Here is a 22232-nt window from a genome sequence, read left to right as displayed (position 1 = left end):
GTAATTTATGACATGAAATAAAAAGATTCATTGTCTTTTAGATACATTTCTTATATAATATTACTGAATAACGATTCATTTTATACGATAAGGGGATGGTGTAATTGAATTTAGTTTCACGTGTTCGCCAACAGGCAACAGAGCAGCCGGAAAAAGTTGCGTATCATTTTATGGGGAAAGATACAACTTACGGGGAATTTGAGCATACAGTTGGTCGTTTTGCAAAGGGATTACAAGATTTAGGTGTTGAAAAAGGGGACCATGTGGCGTTTTTACTCGGCAATACGCCACACTATTTAATTGCCTTGTATGCAACAATGCGTTTAGGGGCAACAGCAATACCAGTTAACCCAATCTATACACCAGATGAAATTTCTTATATTTTGCATAACGGGGATGTAAAAGCAGTCATTGCACTCGACGCTTTGCTTCCATTAGTTGAAAAGGGTGTACAAGCATTTCCACAAGTAAGCACATTTATAGTTTGTGAAACGACGCCAGATATAGCGGAAAAAATGGTAGCGTTATCACCGCAAGCACAAGAAAAAACGCATTTATTTACACAGGTCATCGCCACTGCTGCTGAATCTTTAGAGCCTGTGGAAGTTGCAGATGATGACAATGCTATTATTTTATACACTTCAGGAACTACAGGTAGTCCAAAGGGTGCTATGCTGACACATGGCAATGTGTATTCAAATGCTCGTGATGTTGCCCATTATTTAGGAATCAAGGCAGATGATCGCGTCATTGCTACATTACCAGTGTTTCATGTATTTGCCTTAACGGTTGTGGTCAATGCGCCTTTATTAAGCGGAGCAACAGTTTTACTTACACCTCGCTTTAGCCCTACTGAAATTTTTGCTTTAGCGAGAGAGCAAAAAGCAACGGTATTTGCTGGTGTTCCAACCATGTATAATTTCTTGTATCAGTTACCTGAAGGTGATCCAGAAGATTTCTCGACAATTCGTTTGGCCATTTCAGGTGGGGCATCTTTACCTGTTGCACTCTTACATAATTTCGAACAGAAATTTAATGTGCGTGTGTCAGAGGGATACGGCTTATCGGAAGCTTCACCTGTTACATGCTTTAATCCACTTGATCGTGATCGAAAAGCTGGCTCTATCGGTACATCGATTAGCAATGTGGAGAATAGAGTGGTTGATGTGAACGGTCAGGAAGTACCTGTTGGCGAAGTTGGCGAGCTGATTGTACGTGGCCCTAATGTGATGAAGGGTTACTATAAAATGCCTGAAGAAACGGCCATGGCCATTCGCGACGGCTGGCTCTATACAGGGGATTTAGCTAGGGTAGATGAAGAAGGCTATTTTTACATTGTCGATCGCAAAAAAGATATGATTATTGTAGGTGGCTTTAATGTTTATCCTCGTGAGGTTGAGGAAGTGCTGTTTGCCCATAATAATATTGTAGAGGCGGCGGTGGTAGGCTTTCCAGATCCTAACTTAGGGGAAGCTGTACATGCATATGTTGTGTTAAAAGAAGTAGCAGCCACTACGACAGAAGATCTGCTATCTTATTGTGCCAAGCATATGGTGAAATACAAGGTGCCAAAGATGATTGAGATACTGGATGAACTTCCGAAAAACACGACAGGGAAAATATTACGACGTTCATTAAAAGAAAAAGTTTAAACGAGTATAGCTACTATTGAAAAATGGTAGCTTTTTTTTGTGTGCTTTGAAAACCCCCTGCTATGCAGGGGGTTCCGGAAAGCTTTTAGCTATGGACAATAAAAAAACTCCAAACGTACAATAAAGTCAGGTCTAGTCAACCGACTTCGTACGAAAGGAGCCACCATAAATGGATAATAAAAGTTTAGCACATACAACGTGGAATTGTAAGTATCATATCGTCTTTGCGCCAAAGTATAGAAGGCAGATTATTTATGGTCAAATTAAAGCAGATGTTGGAAGAATATTGCGCCAATTATGTGAAAGAAAAGATGTAGAAATCATAGAGGCAACAGCCTGTCCTGACCACATTCATATGTTGGTAAGTATTCCACCGAAATTGAGTGTATCTGCGTTCATGGGTTATTTAAAAGGGAAGAGTAGTCTAATGATTTTCGACCGACATGCGAATTTAAAGTATAAATACGGTAATCGTCAATTCTGGTGTCGAGGATACTATGTGGACACAGTCGGCCGAAATAAGAAAAAGATACAAGAGTATATAAAAAATCAATTACAAGAAGATATCCTGCAAGATCAAATGACGATGAAAGAATTCATTGACCCATTCACAGGAGAAGAAATCAAGAGAAAGAAAAAATAAGTAAGCCGCTTTAGCGGTTTGTGTGAAAACGGAGTGCGGTTGGCAGACCATTCAGAATGTCTTTAGACATGGGCCAGTACCCCAGCGTTTCACGCGCAGAGCAAACCACCAGTTATACTGGTGGTTCTGATTATGTACATTATTCGTATAATAGTAAAATCAGTTGAGAGTAGTTGTCTGTAAGTGATAAAATCAAACATGTGAAATCTTCTACATACTTTTCAAGAGCTTGTCATATAGTGAGGAAGTAATGTAAAAAGACGTACAAAACTGGAACCCTTTGATGTGAAGCTACGTCAAAGCTTTTAGGTAAAAATACTATTGAAAGAGAGCATACAAAAACATGTTAGAACTCATTAAGGAGTTAATAAGCTTTATTGTGCATATCGATGTGCATTTAGAAGAAATTATTCGTGATTTTGGCAATTGGAGTTATCTGATTTTATTTGCGATTGTTTTTGTAGAGACAGGCGTTGTCATTTTCCCATTCCTACCTGGTGATTCATTGCTATTTGCAAGTGGAACATTAGCAGCTGCAATGGGTGCCTTTGATATGTGGATTTTAATTCCTGTATTTTTAGCAGCAGCTATTTTAGGAGATACGATGAACTATCATATTGGTCATAAGGTAGGAACATCAATCCCTCCAAAGAGCCTCCTCGGAAGAGTTGTTAAAAAAGAACGTATGGAGGCAGCTGAAAAATTCTTTAATACACATGGTGGGAAAACGATTGTTATAGCTCGTTTCATGCCATTTATTCGTACATTTATCCCGTTTGTGGCGGGTGCAAGTAAAATGAAATATAGCTATTTCTTATTTTATAATATCTTTGGTGCAATATTATGGGTATTCAGCTGTACATTACTAGGTTATTTCTTTGGTAATATTCCTATTATTAAAGATAACTTCTCGGTTGTCCTTATTTTGATAATCTTTATATCAGTTGTGCCTGCAGTTATTGGTGCTATCAAATCTAGAGTAGGTAAATAATGAGGACAGTCCTAAAGTGATCAATGGATCATCACTAGGACTGTCCTTTCTTGTGTTATATGTCTAATAGTGACCATACTAAATTAGTGTGAAGTATAAACAACAGGTCGTAAAAATGATATACTATATATTACTAGAATATGAAGAAATGGGGGCAGCGAAATGGAAGTATTTATTGGCAGACAGCCTATTTTTAATCTTCATGAGCAGGTAGTTGCTTATGAATTATTATATCGTGGCAAAAACGTCAATGCCTTTCCAATGGTCGATTCAGATGCAGCAACGATTGACGTACTTGTGAACTCATTTCTTTCAATTGGTTTTGAAGAGGTAACAAAAGGTAAACCGGGTTTTGTTAATTTTACTGAAAACTTATTGATGAGCTCCATTCATGAATTTTTAAATCCTTCACAGGTTGTGATTGAGATACTAGAAGATGTTCCACTTACTCCTCAGTTAGTGGAACGTGTAATTGAGCTAAAAAAACATGGGTTCCAAATTGCTTTAGACGATTTTATTATGGATGAGCATGTGGAAATTTATGATGAATTATTTGAGCAGATTGATTATATTAAGGTTGATTTTTTAGCATCATCTATCGTTAAACGAATGGAAATTGAAGTTAAAGTAAAGGATAAGTTTCCAAACATTCAATTACTCGCTGAGAAAGTAGAAACGCGTCATCAGTTTGAAGTAGCTAAATCTTCTGGCTATGTGTTATTTCAAGGTTATTTTTTTGAACAACCTCAAATAATACGAGCAACAGACATTCCAGCGAATACAATTCAATATATTCACATCATCTCTTTATTAAAAGAAGAAGAGCCAAATATCCAATTATTAGCGGAAAATATCGAACGTGATATTTCATTGACGTATAAATTATTACAAATGATTAATAATTCATCTAAACGATCTAAATCGAAGGTACGCTCCATTAAACAAGCCATTGTGTTACTGGGCGTATCAAATTTACGAAAATGGATCTATTTATTGGCCATGCGAGAAATCGATATAGACGCCAATTCTGATCTTTTTAAAGAAGTGCTGTGTACATCTTTATTCCGAGCAAAGGTTTGTGAAAAGCTAGCGAAGCTTTCTTACAAAAAGAATTTCTCAGAATATTTCTTAGTAGGCATGTTTTCACTCATTGATACGTTGCTTCAAAGACCTATAGAGGTCATTTTACAACAATTACCGTTCTCAGAGGATATTACGAGCACCATTTTGGGCATTGAAACGGATATGACACCCTATCTAGAGTTTAGTATCGCACTAGGGAAGTTAGATTGGCCACGTCTAGAAGAGCTAGCGACACAGTTGAATATTCCACTAGTTGATATTGATCATTTATATTATGAAGCCATGGAATGGGCTGAAAAATCATTTTAAACTGTGCAAAAGCTATCTTAACGTTTCATTTAAGATAGCTTTTTTTATATTTCCACAATGGCATATTCCCTTCATCAAGATGAAGTTCTCAATATGAAGAGTATTTGCTATAATCATCTCGTCTTTAAAAAATTCTGATAGTTGAAGTGGGCGTGGGGAAATGAGACATGATGTGAGAGATAACATTGTGGAGTATGTGTATGTGATTGTTGGAGCGGCAGTAATTGCTATTGGTTTTAATGTTTTTTTATTACCAAATCAAGTCGCTTCAGGTGGGGTAAGTGGCATTAGTACGATTTTGCATGGTTTGTTTGGATGGAATCCGGGAATTGTTCAATATGCATTTAATGTACCATTATTTATTGCTGGTGTATTATTGCTAGGCAAAAAATTTGGGATTAAATCATTTATCGGTACCATTACGTTACCTTTTATTGTCTTGTTAACGAATAGCTGGGAGCCTTGGACTGATAATGCTTTACTGGGAGCTCTTTTTGGTGGAATTGTTGTTGGCTTAGGAATAGGACTGGTCTTTAAAGGGAATGCTTCAACTGGTGGCACTGATTTACTAGCGCAAATCATAACGAAGTTTACTGGGTTGTCGCTTGGAACAAGTGTACTGTTAATTGATGGAATCATCGCAATTAGTGCAGCAGTTGTTTTTGATTTAGAAAAAGGTTTGTATGCTCTGATTGGACTTTATGTTACAACAAAAACGATTGATATCATTCAGTTAGGTTTTAGCCAATCTAAAATGGTCTATATTATTACATTGAAACAAGATGAGGTAAGAGAAGCCATTTATGCTGAAATCAATCGTGGTATAACTAAGTTATCAGCAATCGGTGGCTATACAGGAGAAGCACGACCAGTTCTCATGGTTGTTGTTTATCAAACAGAATTCACAAAGCTGAAACAACTCATTAAAAGCGTTGACCCATCAGCGTTTGTCATCGTTTCTGATGCTTATGAGGTATTAGGAGAAGGTTTCAAACGTGCATAATTTTGGTATAATGGCGGCGTAAGGTATTTATTATGAGGAGGGGTACTAATGAAAAAAGCAATGTTAACATTAGTGTTCGGATCAGCAATCTTCTTAGCTGCATGTGGTGGCGGAGATAAAACTGCAAGTAATAATGAAGGTGCTACAGAGCCAGATGGTGAAGCGATTGCCATGAAATCTTGTGTTTCTTGCCATGGTGGCGAGTTACAAGGTGCAAGTGGTCCAGCATTAAATGACGTAGGTGCTCGTTTATCTGAATCAGAAATTTTAGATATTATCAATAACGGTAAAAACGGTATGCCTCCAGGGGTTGTAAAAGGGGCAGATGCTGAGGCAGTAGCCAAATGGTTGGCAACTCAAAAATAGTATTTATAAAACTAGCGGGCTGGAGAGCCGCTAGTTTTTTTATGGAGGTAAACGCTGTGTTGAGAGTAAATACATTCCTTTTAGACATAGACATGCTAAAATAAGAAGAACCTTATCCATTGATTGGAGGCTTTTTCATTGGTCGTAGTATTAACAAGAGATGTTATGGAGAAATTTAAGTTAGAGTTATTAGCTGGTGAGGAAGGAATTGGAAGAACGATCGTCACTAGTGATATTTCAAGACCAGGACTTGAAATGGCAGGATACTTTACACATTATCCGGCAAATCGCGTCCAATTGCTTGGCAAAACGGAACTGTCTTTTTTCGAAATGCTGCCAGCAGATGTCAAGCTTGAGCGTATGCGTTTACTTTGTTCGCAAGATACACCTGCTATTATTATTTCTCGAGATTTAGAAGTCCCCGAGGAGCTGATTCAGGCTTCCAACGAAAAGCATGTTCCTGTCTTTAAAACACATATGACGACAACCAAATTTTCGAGTAGATTAACAAACTATTTAGAGGGACGCTTAGCACCAATGACAGCAGCGCATGGCGTGCTTGTCGATGTGTATGGAATTGGTGTGCTTATTATTGGTAAAAGTGGCGTTGGGAAGAGTGAAACAGCACTTGAGCTTGTTAAAAAGGGTCATCGTTTAGTAGCGGACGATTGTGTAGAAATTCGTCAAGAATCAGAAAACCTTTTAATTGGTAGTCCCCCACCTTTACTAGAGCATTTATTGGAAATACGCGGAATCGGCATTATTGACATTATGACGCTATTTGGTGCAAGTGCAGTGCGTCCGTATAAACGGATTACACTCATTATTGAGCTGGAAATTTGGGACCCGCAAAAAGTTTATGATCGATTAGGCTTAGAAGAAGAGAAAATGAAAATAATTGATACGGAACTAACCAAACTAACGATTCCTGTAAGACCAGGACGGAATGTTTCCGTTATTATTGAAGTGGCTGCGATGAATTACCGCTTAAAGAGAATGGGCGTAAACGCAGCAGAGGAGTTTTCAAGACGTTTAGATGAAGTAATTTCATCTAATGATGAGTTAGATGATTAAACAGTTGTGAACTAAATTATGTGAATGACATATTGAGAGGAGCAGAAGATGGATTTACTACTATTACAGATTGACCCGATTGCCTTTCATTTAGGGCCTATTCCGGTTCGTTGGTATGGATTGTTAATTGTGTCGGGAATCATTTTAGCATATATTGTCGGGCAGAGAGAGGCCGTTAAGCGAGGATTGCCTGAAGACTTCCTGGCAGATTTATTGTTATGGGCAGTTCCTATATCCATCATCTGTGCACGTATTTACTATGTGACCATGCGATGGGATTACTATAGTGAAAATCCAGGTAAAATCATTGAGATTTGGAATGGCGGTATTGCCATCCATGGTGCACTTATTGGAGCATTTGTCACAGCTTACATATTTACTCGTATAAAAAATGTAAGCTTTTTACGAGTAGCAGATATTGCAGCACCTAGTATTTTAATTGGACAAATTATTGGTCGATGGGGCAACTTTATGAACCAAGAGGCTTATGGTGGGGAAGTATCAAAAGCCTTTTTAGAAAATCTAATGCTACCAGATTGGATTATCAATCAAATGTATATCGAAGAATTAGGTTCTTATGTACATCCGACATTTTTATATGAATCCGTTTGGAACCTGATTGGGCTTATCATTTTATTAGTCTTACGTAAAGTAAACTTAAATCGTGGGGAAATTTTCTTTAGCTATCTAGTTTGGTATTCTATTGGTCGCTTCTATATCGAAGGTATGCGTACAGATAGTCTCTACCTAGTAGGCGATTTACGCTCAGCACAGGTAGTGTCCATTATTGGTATTGTAGTTGGACTAGGTGCCATTATTTATCGCAGAATAAAGGTAAAACCAGCCGTAAAATACTTGGATAATAAATAAGGGGATGTAAAATATGGCTGTTAAAGCACTATTGTTTGATTTTGATGGCACGTTACTTAATACGAATGATTTAATCATTCAAACATTTATGCATGTATTAAATGAGCGATTTCCCGGGCAATATTCGCCAAAAGATTGCTTGAAATTCATTGGTCCATCACTCAAACAGACATTTAATGACATTGCACCAGATGAAGAGGAAGCTTTGATCGCAAATTATCGCGCTTGGAATATAGAGCATCATGATGAACTAGTTAGCGAATATCCTGATGTTGTGTCAACACTAGAGCAATTAAAAGCACAGGGTATTCGATTGGCTATCGTTTCAACAAAACGTAATGAGACTATTGATCGTGGGCTTTCTATTATGGGTGCGACACATTTATTTGATGTGCGTATTGGCACAGATGATGTAAAAAATGTGAAGCCTGACCCAGAGCCAGTACTACTTGCTTTACAACGTTTAGGAATAGACAAAGAAGATGCCATTATGATTGGTGATAATTCGCACGATATTGAAGCAGGGCATCGTGCAGGTGTAAGAGCAGCAGGTGTTGCTTGGGCAATTAAAGGTGAGGCATACTTACAGCAATATCAACCAGAACATATGCTACAGCATATGACAGATTTATTGGATATTGTGAAAGAGGGGTAAGGGCAGATGGCGCGTAAAACAGAACGTTATCGTGTCGAAGGAGCCAATTCGCTTTGGAATATATATGACACGGTGTCCTTTTGGAAGGTGATGAAGTGTTTCATTGTCATTCAAATTGGACGCTTCACACCATTTTTACGTGTGAAAAACTGGCTTTATCGTACATTTTTAAACATGACTATTGGCGAGCGAACTTCATTAGCCTTAATGGTCATGCCAGATACCATGTTTCCCGAACGTATTTTCATTGGTGAAAATACAGTGATTGGTTTTAATACGACAATTTTAGCGCATGAGTATTTAATAGAGGAATATCGCTTAGGTGATGTTTATATTGGAAATGAAGTAATGATTGGCGCAAATTCAACGATTCTACCAGGTGTAACAATCGGAGACGGTGCCATTGTTTCAGCCGCCACCCTTGTACATAAGGATGTGCCGGCAGGGTGTTTGGCAGGGGGCAATCCTATGCGGATTATTTATACGGCTGAACAAATGGCTGAGCGTAAGCGCAATGAGGTTGTAGAATGGTGTACACCAAAAAAATAATAAAAACTCACGTTGTATGACTACATACTTCGTGAGTTTTTTCATATTAAAAAGCTACTCCGGTTTTGGAGTAGCTTTTAATATTTATGCAAGCGCTGCGTCATAGTCTGATTTGAATTCACAATTGTCGTGATCACCTAAGCAAGTTGATTCAACAAAGGTTGATTTAATTGCAGTCCCATCTATGTCTTCTGTTGTATGAAGTGTTACTTTGTCGCCAGGGTAAAACTCACCTTTACAAATACTTACGATCATTTGCTCACTTAGTTGTACGAATGGACATGCCATAATAAATCCCTCCAATGTGTAGTTTATATGGTGCTTTTTGTTATTAATGCTATTCTATATTAAGCTTTTAAAAAAGTAAAAGAAAAAATAGAATGAGAGTAATAATCAATAAAAGTATTGATATTAAGGTATTCTTATTGATAATGAGATTGAGAATCATTTTTAATATTTCATTCAATAATATTATATCTATATAATATATGCGTGACTGTATTGAGAATAGGTTGTTGATAAAACTTAATTTTTTCCAACAATTGTATAAGAGAGAATCATTCTCAATTTTTTAGTGAATACTTTAGTTGATTTATAATCATCATGTCACATTTTAGACATATTCTCATTCTCAGTAAAACATTTTGTCAAAATTTAAGAGAAATGATGTCTTGTTTTTATACCGTTGTTCACTAAGTAATAGGTATAATTAACAGAATAATAAGTATTTAAAGATTTCGTTAATTAAAGAAGAAAAGTTGACTGCTTAAAAGAAATAAGTTAGAATTCTTTCATAATCTAATTCTCTAACACTCTAGTGAATTAAAGTGAAATGTAAGGAAGTGTTCATATGTCGTCGATAAAAATGTTTGAAAAACCACTTGGAATGCGCGATACATTTCCGCAAATCTATGAGAAGGTTGAAGCCGTTAGGCATGCTGGCAGAGACTTTTTATATAAAAGGGGTTATGAGTTCATTAAAACACCCGCTGTAGAGTATTTCGATACAGTGGGGAAAGCTTCAGCTATTGCTGATGTTCATTTATTTAAGCTAGTGGATAGCCAAGGAAATACATTAGTATTACGACCTGATATGACAACACCGATTGCTCGAGTAGCTACATCGAAATTATTAAAAGAAATGATTCCTTTACGTCTTGCTTATTTCGCAAGTGTTTTTCGAGCTCAAGAAACGGAAGGTGGAAGACCAGCGGAGTTCGATCAAATGGGGATTGAGTTAATAGGGGATCAATCTGTATTTGCCGATGCAGAAGTTATTGTGACAGCAATGGAGCTATTAAAACATTTTAAATTAGAAGAGTTTAAAGTCACGATTGGTCATGCGGGTATACTAAATTGCATTTTACAAGATTACACAGAGAGTATTGAACAGCAAGCAACACTTCGAACATTGTTGGTTCAACGAAATTATGTAGGATTTGAAGAAGCAGTAGAATCATTTGATCTACCCAAAGCTAAATCTGATGCCCTCCTACAATTTATTGGGGAGGCAATGAATGTTAAAGACATCCGGGATATTGAAAAATATGTGCGTAAAAATGATGCATTAGAATACATGCAACAACTTGCTCAACTGCTGGAATTGGCTGACTTAGCTGAGTATATAGCTTTTGATTTCACCCTTTCGAGTCATATGAGTTATTACACTGGCATGCTTTTTGAAGTTTTTGCGGTAGGAAGTGGCTTTCCGTTAGGAAATGGTGGACGCTATGATGGTTTATTAGAAGTATTTGGCTCAAAAGTTGGTGCAACAGGTTTTAGTATTCGAGTTGATCGTTTATTAGAAACGTTCAATGGCCAGTCAGAGAAACGACAGGAAGCAACAGTTGTGCTTTTTGAAGAAGAACAATTCGAGGCAGCATTACTAAAGGTGAAAACATTACGGGCAGCAGGAAAATTAGCTACTTTACAGTTGCGTAGTAGCCTAGTTGATGAGGCAGCCTTTTTAGCATACTTTACAGAAGTGGTGGTTGTTGGACAGGGGGAAGTAGGCGGTGAATGAATTAACAATTGCAATGCCAAAGGGACGGATCTTTGAAGAGGCATATCAAATGCTGTTAGAGGCAGGTTTTAATTTACCAGAAGAGGTAGAAATGTCACGTAAATTAATGATTGAGATACCAGAGGAAAAAATTCGCTTTATTTTATCCAAGCCAATGGATGTCCCTGTCTATGTTGAACATGGTGTTGCTGATATTGGCATTGCTGGGAAGGATGTTTTGTTAGAACAACAGCGTGAAGTGCATGAGTTATTAGATTTAAAAATTAGTCATTGCTATATCGCATCTGCGGGATTACCGAACACACCAATGAATGAAATTGCGCCTCGAATCGCTACGAAATATCCGAATATCGCAATGAAGTACTACAAGGGCATTGGAGAGCAGGTTGAAATCATCGAGCTGAACGGTTCTATTGAATTAGCACCAATGATTGGTTTAGCTGATCGTATTGTCGATATCGTTTCAACAGGGCGTACCTTAAAAGAAAATGGCTTAGTAGAATATGAGTTTATTACAGCTGTTTCATCACGATTAATTGCAAATCCCGTAAGTTATCGTATGAAGGGTGAGCGTATTATTGATCTTGTGAAGCGATTAAAGAAATGTGTAAATGAGCAAAAAAGGAATCATATTTAGCTACATATGAAGGACTAAAGGGGATTAATCCTATGAAAATAACAAAGCTTGAAAAAGGCATTTCCTTAAAAAGACCACTTGAAGGGGGAAATGAGGAACAATTAAAAGTTGTGCGACAAGTGCTAGCAGATGTTAGGACACAAGGAGATATAGCGCTCCGTACTTATACTGAAAAATGGGACGGCTATGCCCCTGAGAGCTTACGTGTTACAGGGGCAGAAATCGAGGAAGCAGTAAATACGCTAGACCAGCAACTTTATAAGGATTTAGCAGAAGCAGCCGAAAATATTCGTCTGTATCACGAGCAACAAATACGTTCAGGCTATCGCTTAGAGCTAGGACAAGGTTCTTGGCTAGGTCAACGCGTAACAGCACTAGACGCAGTAGGATTGTATGTTCCAGGTGGTACAGCAGCATATCCTTCATCTGTATTAATGAATGTGATTCCAGCTCAGGTTGCAGGTGTGAAGCGTATCGTCATTACTTCTCCGGCAGGTCAGAATGGGAAACTGCCAGCAGGTGTCCTTGTGGCAGCTCATCTTTTAGGGGTGGATGAAATTTATAAAATTGGTGGTGCACAAGCGATTGCTGCACTTGCATATGGTACAGAAACAATTGCTCCAGTTGATAAAATTACAGGTCCAGGGAATATTTTTGTGGCTCTCGCCAAACGTGAGGTATTTGGAGAAGTAGCAATTGATATGATCGCGGGGCCAAGTGAAATTGCGGTTTTGGCAGATGATACAGCATATCCTGATGAAATAGCTGCAGATCTGTTATCACAGGCAGAGCATGATGCATTGGCTTGTGTCATCCTTGTCACTACCTCAGAGCCATTAGCTCAAAGGGTAGCTGAGGAAGTAGAGAAGCAATTGCTGGAATTGCCACGTCAGGCAGTAGCTCGTGCCTCCATAGAAACCTTCGGGGTCATTTATGTAGCTGAAACGATGTCACATGCGGTGGAAGCCATTAATTCATTAGCGCCTGAGCATTTAGAAATTGTGACAGAAAATGCTGAAAGGATTGTTGAACAGATAAGACATGCTGGCGGTATTTTTATAGGTCGGTATAGCTCGGAGCCTGTGGGAGATTACTTTGCAGGAACCAATCATGTATTACCAACGAATAGCACGGCTCGTTTTGCAAGTGGCTTAAACGTAGATGATTTTGTAAAGAAATCAAGCATTGTTTATTACAGTGAAAAAACATGGCAAGAAAATGCACCAAAAATTGCACGTCTAGCACGTATGGAAGGCTTAGAGGGGCATGCACGTGCAGTGGAATCACGCGGATGGGAGAAGGAATAGGGCGATGACAGTAAAGAAGAGATATGCAAAGGTAGAGCGTACAACAAATGAAACGCAAATTTCAGTAGCAATCGATTTAGATGGTGAAGGGCAAGCAAATATTCAAACTGGTGTGGGATTTATGGACCATATGCTCGATTTATTTATAAAGCATGGATTATTTAATGGGACCATACAAGCAAATGGTGATACCTATATCGACGATCACCATACAACAGAGGATCTTGGCATTGTCTTAGGGCAGGCTGTTCGTGAAGCACTTGGTGATAAGAAGGGCATAAAACGCTATGGCACAGCATTTGTGCCGATGGATGATGCACTAGCACAGGTAGTTGTAGATTGCTCCAATCGTCCACATTTAGAGTATCGTGTGCCAACTTTAAAGGAAAAAGTGGGAACGTTTGATACAGAATTAGTGCATGAATTTTTATGGAAATTTGCGCTAGAGGCACGCATGAATGTTCACGTGATTGTACCTTATGGCCATAATACACATCATATTATTGAGGCGATTTTCAAAGCATTAGCACGTGCGATTGATGCGGCAGTTGAAATTGACCCACGTGTTAAAGGAGTACCATCGACTAAGGGGCTGTTAACGTGAAGATAGGTGTTATTGATTATGGAATGGGCAATTTATTTAGTGTAGAACAAGCATTAAAACGACTAGACTGTGAGGTCGTTGTGACGGCTGATGAGAGCGTGTTAGATGCAACAGATGCACTACTATTACCGGGGGTTGGCGCATTTCCTGATGCTCGCAAGCGTTTAGCAGAAACTAAATTAGACCGTTATTTACAAAAGGCACAAAGTGAAAATCGCCCTCTATTGGGAATTTGTCTAGGCATGCAATTATTGTTTGAGCAAAGTGAAGAAGTAACCCCAACACAAGGGCTAGGTTTTTTCAAGGGACATATTCAACGCTTTAGTGGTATCGAAGGAGATCAAGCATATCGTGTGCCGCATATGGGCTGGAATGAACTGATCTTGACGAATCGCCCTGCATGGTTGGACGGTGAAGTATCAGCGAAACATGTCTATTTTGTTCACTCATTTTATGCGACACATATTCAGGAATCTGAGCTTGTTGCCTATGCAGACTATTGTGGCATAAAAGTACCTGGTATTGTAACGAATGGTTCCGTGACAGGCATGCAATTTCACCCTGAAAAATCGGGAGAACTAGGCATTTATTTATTAGAGCAATGGCTGAAAGGTGTGAAGGCATGCTAACAAAACGTATTATCCCATGTCTTGATGTCAAGGAAGGTCGCGTTGTAAAAGGTATCCAATTTGTATCTATCCGTGATGCAGGTGATCCAGTGGAGCTTGCAAAGTTCTATGATGAGCAGGGCGCAGATGAGCTTGTATTTTTAGATATCTCTGCTTCACATGAAGGTCGAGAAACGATGATAGATGTTGTTCGTCAAACAGCTGCTACACTTGCAATACCTTTTACAGTTGGTGGTGGTATTCGTACGTTGGAAGATATGAAGCGTATTTTACGTGCAGGTGCTGATAAAGTATCCGTGAATACATCTGCTTTGGAGCGACCAGCTCTTATTCAAGAGGGCGCTGATTTCTTTGGTGCACAATGTATCGTTGTTGCAATCGATGCTCGCTATAGTGAAGAAGATGATACATGGATGGTTTATACACATGGTGGACGCAATAAAACAACTTGGTCAGCCGTTGAGTGGGCACAAGAAGCTGTGCGCTTAGGAGCAGGGGAAATTTTATTAACAAGTATGAATCAAGATGGTGAAAAATCTGGCTTTGATTTGGCCTTAACTAAAGCGGTAAGAGAGGCAGTGACAGTTCCTGTTATCGCTAGTGGTGGAGCGGGACATGCCGAACATTTTTACGAAGTATTAGCACAAGAGGTAGATGCAGATGCTGCATTGGCGGCTTCAATCTTCCATTACAAAGAAACGAACGTATTACAAGTAAAAGAATACTTACGTGACAAAGGAGTGGCAGTAAGATGATAGAGAATATTCGGTTCGATGAGAAAGGTCTTGTTACAGCTGTTGTACAAGATGCCAACACAAAAGAAGTGCTAACAGTGGCCTATATGAATAAAGAATCATTAGCTAAAACAATTGAATCAGGAGAAACTTGGTTTTATTCTCGTTCTCGTCAAGAGCTGTGGCATAAAGGAGCAACAAGTGGTCATAGACAACAAGTGGTGTCCATAAAAGCAGACTGTGATCAGGATGCATTAGTGGTGGAAGTGCTACCCGCTGGCCCAGCTTGTCATAATGGTACAACTTCTTGCTTTACAGAGGTGATTCAACAAAATGAGCAGATTGGCTCTGTAGACATCATCGCTAAACTTGTGCGTGTGATTGCAAAGCGTGAGCAGGAAATGCCAGAAGGAGCCTATACTACATATTTATTTGACAAGGGTATCGATAAAATTTGTAAAAAGGTTGGGGAGGAGGCAACTGAGGTTGTCATTGGGGCTAAAAACCGCGATGTCGAAGAAGTAAAATGGGAGGCAGCTGATTTAATCTATCACCTCCTAGTATTGCTACAAGAACAAAAAGTAAGTATTTATGATGTTCTACATGTGTTGGAAAAACGTCATGAGGAGAAATAACAGCATATTATTGATTGTATGGTATAATAGAAATTACTGTGTAAAGGAACGTAAAATGCGTTCCTTATTTCTTGTTTCGGAGGAAATATATTGGAAAAGAAACGTCAAAATGAGACTCAATCGAATATAGTGTCGTTCATTCCAACAGGCGACTATTATTATAAAAAATCAATTCAAGCAATGAATAGTGGACAAATGAATAAAGCTTATAAATATTTACAACGTGCGGTAGATTTAAGCCCTGATGATCCTATGATTATCTTGCAGCTAGCCATCGTAGAGTTAGAAGGTCAACGTTTTGAGGAAGCGTATGATCTGCTTCGTCATGCCTATCAAATTGATCCAGATAATCCAGAAATCATTTTCTATATGGCAGAAGTATCAGGATGTGTGGGCATCATGCATGATGCGAAACGTTTTGCAGAAGAATATTTGCGGCTAGAACCAGAGGGTGCTTATGCAGATGAAGCAGCAGAAATACTAGAATTTGTCGCTTTCGAGCAAGATGATTTGGAAGACCCTGAAGAATCTGGTGAGGATTTGTATCGTCAGGAGCAAGCTCGTCGTTGTATGGAAAAAGGGGATTTTCCAGAAGCTATTACTATTTTAGAAGATTTAATTGAAGATCGACCAGCCTTTTGGTCAGCCTATAATAATTTAGCACTTGCTTATTTTTATGTAGGAGAAGAAGAGCAAGCGAAGGCTCTCTTACATACCGTGCTACGTGAAAATAAGGGAAATTTACATGCACTATGTAATTTAACGGTGATTGCTTATTATGAAAAAAATGAAGAGGATTTACAAGAACTACTAAATATACTTGTCAAAATTCAGCCATACACATGGGAGCACCGTTATAAATTAGGGGCTACATTAGCCTTAATAGGACAGTATGAATTAGCCTATAAATGGTTGCGTAGTATGCAAAAGAGAGGCTATGTTGGAGATGCTGGTTTTTACTTTTGGTTGTCACATGCGGCCTATTTCTCAGGTCATGAGGAAGTATCGAAAAGTGCATGGGATCAGCTACTAGAGCTAGACCCTGACAAAGAGGGCTTTGAGCCATGGCGCCAACAAGAAAATGAATTTGCACTTGATGCATTGGAGCATGACCGTGATTTTATTGTTGAAAAATTAGAAAGCACTTATACGAGTGAGCGCATTTTTGGTTTGTTTTTACTGAAGGGTACTGCACATAAGCAAGAAATTATCGCTCATCCGAAATTGGTTAATGTTGAACAATTAGACACATTTGAGAAATTGTTTTTAGCTTATTCACTCGGCCACGAATTTGATAAGAAGAACAAAGTAGAAGCGAGCTTTTTACGTGCTGTCAACGTACCAGAAATTTTATTAGAACAGTATGGGAAGCTCTCATCACTCATTGTACCAATGTTTCAAATGTGGTTTGTACTATGTGAACAAGCACTAATACAAAACTATCGTTTTACAAACCCAACAGCAATTGCAGGAGCCAATGATTATTTATTTAGATCTTCACAGATGCTCAAAGTGACAAAAAAGGAAATTGCCCAACAATATGGAGTATCTGTATCAACGTTATCGAAGTATATTGATGAAATTCTAACGTTTTTACCTAATAGTCATAATTAACGTGTGAGCAACATAGTTGAATAACTTTATACTTTCACATACGATGAACATACTAACGTTATCACCAATGTTCCTTGGCGACATTATCCTATCCGTCAAGGGCTTTATCTTCTTCTGTAGGTGACGTTACACTTATTGGTTGAATGAAGATAAAAAGTATTCTGTTTAGGGGGAAGTATTGATGTCAGAAGAAAAAATTTATGATGTAGTAATAATTGGTGCAGGTCCTGCTGGGATGACTGCTGCTGTTTATACATCTCGTGCAAATTTATCAACATTAATGATTGAACGTGGGATTCCTGGTGGGCAAATGGCAAACACAGAGGAAGTAGAAAATTACCCAGGTTTTGATACCATTTTAGGGCCTGAGCTATCTACAAAAATGTTTGAGCACGCTAAAAAATTTGGTGCAGAATATGCCTATGGTGATGTATCCGAAATCATTGATGGTGAAGAATATAAAACAATTAAATCTGGTGCAAAAGAATATAAAACACGTGCCATTATTATTACAACAGGTGCGGAGTATAAAAAAATGGGTGTGCCAGGTGAAAAAGAGCTAGGCGGTCGTGGTGTCAGCTACTGTGCAGTATGTGATGGGGCATTCTTTAAACAAAAAAATCTAGTAGTTGTAGGCGGTGGCGATTCAGCTGTTGAAGAGGGCGTTTATTTAACTCGCTTTGCTGATAAAGTAACGATTGTCCACCGTCGTGACAAATTACGTGCCCAAAAAATTCTACAAGATCGTGCCTTTGCCAATGACAAAATTGATTTCATTTGGAATGCAACTGTAAAAGAAATTAATGAAGCTAATGGTAAAGTTGGTAGTGTCACATTACAATCAACTGTTGATGGTACAGAATCTGAATTTGCAGCAGATGGTGTCTTTATCTATATTGGTATGTTGCCTTTAACTAAACCATTTGAATCATTAGGCATTTTAAATGATGCTGGCTATATTTTGACAAATGCCAATATGGAAACTAAAATCCCAGGTATCTTTGCAGCTGGAGATGTTCGTGAAAAAACACTTCGCCAAATTGTGACAGCGACAGGTGACGGTAGTATTGCCGCACAAGCTGTACAGCATTATGTGGAAGAGCTATTAGAGAAAATTAATGCCTAACATGGCTATTTAAAGGAAAAAAATACAATTTTAATGTGGTTTTAATATTGCTGTAACTTGAATGACATATAAAAGGTGTATGATAAAAAATGTAATTAGCAATCCCCCTTTTATTTTGTTTAGTAGGTTGTTTCCGCCTCAATTAGGTGGGAGCAACCTACTTTTTTATTTGTACAAATTAAAAAAATAAACGTATTTTTCGCCTAACATAAAAGCATTACACATGAATAAACCTAAATTGTTAATTGTCTTTACTAGAGAGTTGTAAATGAGGACAAATCTTGCAAGGTCTTGCTATAATGGGGAGTAGAATGCAAAAGTGATTAGAGGTGTGCCTATGCAAAGAATTGCAAATTTAATTGCCGTAAAAGACGGTAAAGTATTATTACTTCAGAAACCAAGACGAGGCTGGTACGTTGCTCCAGGAGGGAAAATGGAGAGCGGTGAATCCATCTTTGAGGCTGCTGTACGTGAGTTTCAAGAAGAAACAAATGTCACACCTTTAAATGTTCATTTAAAGGGTGTTTATACGATGATTATTAAAGAAAATAATGATGTAGTGGATGAGTGGATGCTCTATACATTTGTTGCAAAGGATGTAGAAGGTATACCATTCGAAGAAACGAGAGAAGGCAAGCTTGCATGGCACCCAGTAGAGGATTTAGCACATTTGCCAATGGCTGAAGGAGATCGAACTAATTTACAATTTGCGGTTTCGCAATCAGGCATTCAATATGGCACGTTTGACTATACAACGAATTTTGAATTACTTCATCAGAAAATACAAATATCAAAAGAACAATAAAGGAGTTGCATGACAGTGGTGGTTGAAGGCCAACAATGTACACACGAATTGGTTATTATTACAGGAATGTCTGGGGCTGGGAAGACCGTAGCTATTCAAAGCTTTGAGGATTTAGGGTATTACTGTATTGATAATTTACCACCAGCGTTACTTACAACTTTTTTAACTCTGCTAAGAGATTCTGGTAAAAATAGTACGCGTATTGCAGCCGTAATGGATATGCGTGGTGGCGACTTTTTTGATGCTCTTATTGGCGCGTTAGACCATATACTAAAAGAAGGCGATATTGATACTCGTATGTTATTTTTAGATGCAGACGATGCCACATTAGTTAGACGCTATAAAGAAACAAGACGTGCCCATCCACTAGCAGTCAATGGTTTACCTTTAGATGGCATTAAACAGGAACGGGCACTTTTATCTGAAGTAAAGGGCCGTGCTAATTTTGTATATAACACATCGAACATGAAACCGAAGCAATTACGTGAAAGAATTGTCAATGAATTTGCTAGTGAGGCAGATACTATTTTTACTGTGAACATTATGTCCTTTGGCTTTAAACATGGGATGCCTATTGATGCAGACTTAGTGTTTGATGTTCGTTTTCTTAAAAACCCTTATTATGTAGAGGAGCTACGTCCCAAAACAGGATTACAAACAGAGGTATCCTCTTATGTTTTAGCTTTGGAAGATACGCAAATACTCATAAAAAAACTAACGGATTTATTAGATTTTATGATTCCTCTTTATCGACAAGAAGGTAAGTCACAGCTTGTCATTGCTTTTGGTTGTACTGGCGGTCAGCATCGCTCAGTGACATTAGCAGAATTTTTTGGGGCATATTTAGCAGGCAAGGAAAATACGGTTATTACGCATCGTGATATTAATCGTAGAAAGGAATGAGTGAATGGGGAAAAAGCAAACAAGGCTTGTCGTAATAGGTGGTGGTACAGGGCTTTCCACATTACTACGCGGGCTGAAGCATCACCCATTTGATATTACTGCCATTGTGACAGTGGCAGATGATGGGGGTTCTTCAGGCCGTTTACGTGATGACTACGATATTCCACCACCTGGTGATGTACGTAATGTGATTGCGGCATTATCAGACATTGAACCACTTGTAGAGCAAATGTTTCAATATCGCTTTTCAGCATCAGAGGATTTAAAAGGTCACTCCTTAGGAAATTTAATGCTTACGGCACTTACTGATATTACTGGAGATTTTAATCATGCTATAAGTGAAATGGGCAAGGTTTTAAAAGTTCATGGTCGTGTCATACCAGCTGCAAATAAAAAAATAAACTTACATGCTGTGCTAGAGGATGGTTCAATTATTGAAGGAGAATCAAAAATTCCAACAGCATCAAAGCGCATTGATCGTGTTTTTTTAGTACCCGAAAATGTGCAACCGTTACCAGAAGCCATTCGTGCGATTCAGCGTGCAGACTATATTTTAATAGGTCCAGGAAGCTTATATACAAGTATTATTCCAAATCTGCTTGTGAAGGAGATAGGGGAAGCTGTTGTGAAAGCGAAAGGTAGAAAAATATATGTTTGTAATTTAATGACGCAAAAAGGTGAAACGATCTCTTATACAGCAGGTGATCATGTAACAGCCATACATAAGCATGTTGGCGGCGATTTTATTGATTCTATTTTAGTAAACGACGAAGAACTCCCTAACCCTGTAAAAGAACTATATAAAGAAGAAAGAGCAGAGCCAGTGACATTTGACGTGGCGAAGCTTGAAAGTATGGGCTTAGAGGTTATACAACGTGATATTGCTACAATTCGGTCAGATGGGACTGTTCGACATAATGCTATCAATGTTGCAGAATGGCTGGTAGATTATGCTGATATTTACCAGCAAAAAGTAAGAAGACCCATTATAGAAACATAATGGATTGATTGTATATGGTAAGATGAACATATACATAGAAATCATGATTGAAAGGGGGGCATGATATGTCTTTTGCTTCTGAAACAAAAAAGGAATTAACGCAAATAGAAGCGGACAATCATTGTATGAAAGCAGAAGTTTCTGCCCTAATTCGTATGAATGGTTCATTATCCTTTGCAAATAAACAACTAAGTTTAGACGTGCAAACTGAAAACGCTGCAATTGCTAGAAGACTATATACGATTATGAAAAAATTGTATCCGTACAATGTAGAATTGCTTGTTCGTAAGAAGATGCGACTAAAAAAAAATAACGTGTATATTTGCCGTGTAAGAGAAGGTGCGCGCGAGCTGCTAATTGATTTAGAAATCATCTCAGACGACTTTCAATTTAACCATACAATCTCAAGAAAGCTCATCAAAAAGAGTGGTCAAAAAAGAGCTTATTTAAGAGGAGCATTTTTAGCAGGAGGTTCTGTCAACAATCCAGAAACATCAGCCTACCATTTAGAGATTTATTCTTTGTATAAAGAGCATGGTGAGGCATTGATGGATTTGATGAATGAATTTGAACTTAATGCCAAAACAATTGAACGAAAAAAAGGTTTTGTCACCTATTTAAAGGAAGCAGAGAAAATTTCAGATTTCCTTAATATTGTTGGCGCACATCAGGCCATGATGAAGTTTGAGGATGTGCGCATATTGCGAGATATGCGAAATAGCGTCAACCGTATTGTGAACTGTGAAACAGCCAACTTAAACAAAACTATTGGTGCAGCATTACGACAGGTAGAGAATATTCGATTTATTGAAAATTCAATTGGTCTGGATCAGCTACCAGAAAAGCTACGTGAAATAGCACGTCTACGGGTAGAATATCAGGATGTGACATTAAAAGAGCTTGGTGAAATGGTATCAAGTGGAACGGTTAGTAAATCAGGTGTTAACCATCGATTGAGAAAAATTGATGAGATTGCTGATGCATTAAGACGCGGTGAAAAAATAGGTGGTTAAGTTTTCA

The 22232-nt window shown here is 38.2% G+C and carries 24 protein-coding genes; 23 read left to right on the top strand and 1 reads right to left on the bottom strand.

Annotated elements, in window-relative coordinates; genetic code table 11:
• Positions 1-104: 104 nt before the first annotated feature.
• The 10 genes from MHI04_RS18405 (at position 105) to MHI04_RS18360 (ending at position 9195) form a co-directional block, all read left to right on the top strand.
• Positions 105-1652 carry a fatty acid--CoA ligase family protein gene (locus MHI04_RS18405; protein WP_340809435.1) on the top strand — a complete coding sequence of 516 codons (1548 nt, stop codon included), beginning with the start codon at positions 105-107 and terminating at the stop codon, positions 1650-1652.
• Positions 1653-1821: 169 nt separating this feature from the next.
• Positions 1822-2295, top strand: coding sequence for an IS200/IS605 family transposase (tnpA, locus tag MHI04_RS18400; protein WP_036129052.1), 474 nt, complete (start codon positions 1822-1824; stop codon positions 2293-2295).
• 343 nt (positions 2296-2638) lie between these two features.
• Positions 2639-3286, top strand: a complete 648-nt coding sequence (locus tag MHI04_RS18395) for a VTT domain-containing protein (RefSeq protein ID WP_036128018.1) — start codon at positions 2639-2641, stop codon at positions 3284-3286.
• A gap of 162 nt (positions 3287-3448) precedes the next feature.
• Positions 3449-4678 (top strand): HDOD domain-containing protein, encoded by a 1230-nt coding sequence (locus MHI04_RS18390; protein ID WP_036128015.1) that lies wholly within the window; start codon positions 3449-3451, stop codon positions 4676-4678.
• Between the two features lie 160 nt (positions 4679-4838).
• The gene (locus MHI04_RS18385; RefSeq protein WP_342535083.1) at positions 4839-5681 is read left to right on the top strand and encodes a YitT family protein; all 843 of its coding nucleotides are present in this window, start codon (positions 4839-4841) and stop codon (positions 5679-5681) included.
• A gap of 48 nt (positions 5682-5729) precedes the next feature.
• Entirely contained in the window at positions 5730-6047 is a 318-nt protein-coding gene (cccB, locus tag MHI04_RS18380) for a cytochrome c551 (RefSeq protein WP_036126754.1), read from the top strand.
• 138 nt (positions 6048-6185) lie between these two features.
• Positions 6186-7121, top strand: a complete 936-nt coding sequence (gene hprK / locus MHI04_RS18375; protein ID WP_036126752.1) for an HPr(Ser) kinase/phosphatase — start codon at positions 6186-6188, stop codon at positions 7119-7121.
• 48 nt (positions 7122-7169) lie between these two features.
• Positions 7170-7991 (top strand): prolipoprotein diacylglyceryl transferase, encoded by an 822-nt coding sequence (gene lgt, locus MHI04_RS18370; RefSeq protein WP_036126751.1) that lies wholly within the window; start codon positions 7170-7172, stop codon positions 7989-7991.
• 13 nt (positions 7992-8004) lie between these two features.
• Entirely contained in the window at positions 8005-8646 is a 642-nt protein-coding gene (gene ppaX / locus MHI04_RS18365; RefSeq protein ID WP_342535082.1) for a pyrophosphatase PpaX, read from the top strand.
• Positions 8647-8652: 6 nt separating this feature from the next.
• Positions 8653-9195: an acyltransferase gene (locus MHI04_RS18360; RefSeq protein WP_036126746.1), complete on the top strand. Its 543-nt coding sequence runs from the start codon at positions 8653-8655 to the stop codon at positions 9193-9195.
• 84 nt (positions 9196-9279) lie between these two features.
• On the opposite strand, the gene MHI04_RS18355 is transcribed toward MHI04_RS18360, so the two are convergent.
• Positions 9280-9483: a hypothetical protein gene (locus MHI04_RS18355; protein ID WP_036126744.1), complete on the bottom strand. Its 204-nt coding sequence runs from the start codon at positions 9481-9483 to the stop codon at positions 9280-9282.
• 562 nt (positions 9484-10045) lie between these two features.
• Here MHI04_RS18355 and MHI04_RS18350 point away from each other — a divergent pair.
• The 13 genes from MHI04_RS18350 to whiA all read left to right on the top strand — a co-directional run bounded on the left by MHI04_RS18350 (position 10046) and on the right by whiA (position 22225).
• Positions 10046-11218 (top strand): ATP phosphoribosyltransferase regulatory subunit, encoded by a 1173-nt coding sequence (locus MHI04_RS18350; RefSeq protein WP_342535081.1) that lies wholly within the window; start codon positions 10046-10048, stop codon positions 11216-11218.
• A complete protein-coding gene (hisG, locus tag MHI04_RS18345) occupies positions 11211-11855 on the top strand; it encodes an ATP phosphoribosyltransferase (protein WP_036126740.1) in 645 nt (214 codons plus the stop codon). The genes MHI04_RS18350 and hisG overlap by 8 nt, the downstream gene beginning before the upstream one ends.
• Positions 11856-11887: 32 nt before the next feature.
• Positions 11888-13162 carry a histidinol dehydrogenase gene (hisD, locus tag MHI04_RS18340; RefSeq protein ID WP_342535080.1) on the top strand — a complete coding sequence of 425 codons (1275 nt, stop codon included), beginning with the start codon at positions 11888-11890 and terminating at the stop codon, positions 13160-13162.
• A gap of 4 nt (positions 13163-13166) precedes the next feature.
• A complete protein-coding gene (hisB, locus tag MHI04_RS18335) occupies positions 13167-13766 on the top strand; it encodes an imidazoleglycerol-phosphate dehydratase HisB (protein ID WP_342535079.1) in 600 nt (199 codons plus the stop codon).
• Positions 13763-14395 carry an imidazole glycerol phosphate synthase subunit HisH gene (gene hisH / locus MHI04_RS18330; protein WP_036126734.1) on the top strand — a complete coding sequence of 211 codons (633 nt, stop codon included), beginning with the start codon at positions 13763-13765 and terminating at the stop codon, positions 14393-14395. The genes hisB and hisH overlap by 4 nt, the downstream gene beginning before the upstream one ends.
• Positions 14389-15150 carry an imidazole glycerol phosphate synthase subunit HisF gene (gene hisF, locus MHI04_RS18325; RefSeq protein WP_036126732.1) on the top strand — a complete coding sequence of 254 codons (762 nt, stop codon included), beginning with the start codon at positions 14389-14391 and terminating at the stop codon, positions 15148-15150. The genes hisH and hisF overlap by 7 nt, the downstream gene beginning before the upstream one ends.
• A complete protein-coding gene (gene hisIE, locus MHI04_RS18320) occupies positions 15147-15764 on the top strand; it encodes a bifunctional phosphoribosyl-AMP cyclohydrolase/phosphoribosyl-ATP diphosphatase HisIE (protein ID WP_342535078.1) in 618 nt (205 codons plus the stop codon). Before hisF ends, hisIE begins: the two co-directional genes overlap by 4 nt.
• Positions 15765-15854: 90 nt before the next feature.
• Positions 15855-17378: a tetratricopeptide repeat protein gene (locus MHI04_RS18315; RefSeq protein WP_036126728.1), complete on the top strand. Its 1524-nt coding sequence runs from the start codon at positions 15855-15857 to the stop codon at positions 17376-17378.
• A 181-nt stretch (positions 17379-17559) separates the two neighbouring features.
• Positions 17560-18504: a thioredoxin-disulfide reductase gene (trxB, locus tag MHI04_RS18310; protein WP_036126726.1), complete on the top strand. Its 945-nt coding sequence runs from the start codon at positions 17560-17562 to the stop codon at positions 18502-18504.
• A gap of 337 nt (positions 18505-18841) precedes the next feature.
• Complete coding sequence (locus MHI04_RS18305) at positions 18842-19309, top strand: 8-oxo-dGTP diphosphatase (protein WP_036126724.1); 468 nt, start codon at positions 18842-18844, stop codon at positions 19307-19309.
• A 9-nt stretch (positions 19310-19318) separates the two neighbouring features.
• A complete protein-coding gene (rapZ, locus tag MHI04_RS18300) occupies positions 19319-20212 on the top strand; it encodes an RNase adapter RapZ (protein ID WP_058844366.1) in 894 nt (297 codons plus the stop codon).
• Positions 20213-20216: 4 nt separating this feature from the next.
• On the top strand, positions 20217-21212 hold the full coding sequence (locus MHI04_RS18295; protein ID WP_036126720.1) for a YvcK family protein: 996 nt from the start codon (positions 20217-20219) through the stop codon (positions 21210-21212).
• Between the two features lie 65 nt (positions 21213-21277).
• A complete protein-coding gene (whiA, locus tag MHI04_RS18290) occupies positions 21278-22225 on the top strand; it encodes a DNA-binding protein WhiA (RefSeq protein WP_036126718.1) in 948 nt (315 codons plus the stop codon).
• The last annotated feature ends 7 nt before the right edge of the window (positions 22226-22232 follow it).

It is taken from the genome of Lysinibacillus sp. FSL K6-1151 (assembly GCF_038630755.1).
Lineage (GTDB): Bacteria > Bacillota > Bacilli > Bacillales_A > Planococcaceae > Lysinibacillus > Lysinibacillus fusiformis_D.
The sequence above is the reverse complement of the archived record's forward strand: the minus strand, read 5'-3'. Positions and strand labels throughout refer to the sequence as shown.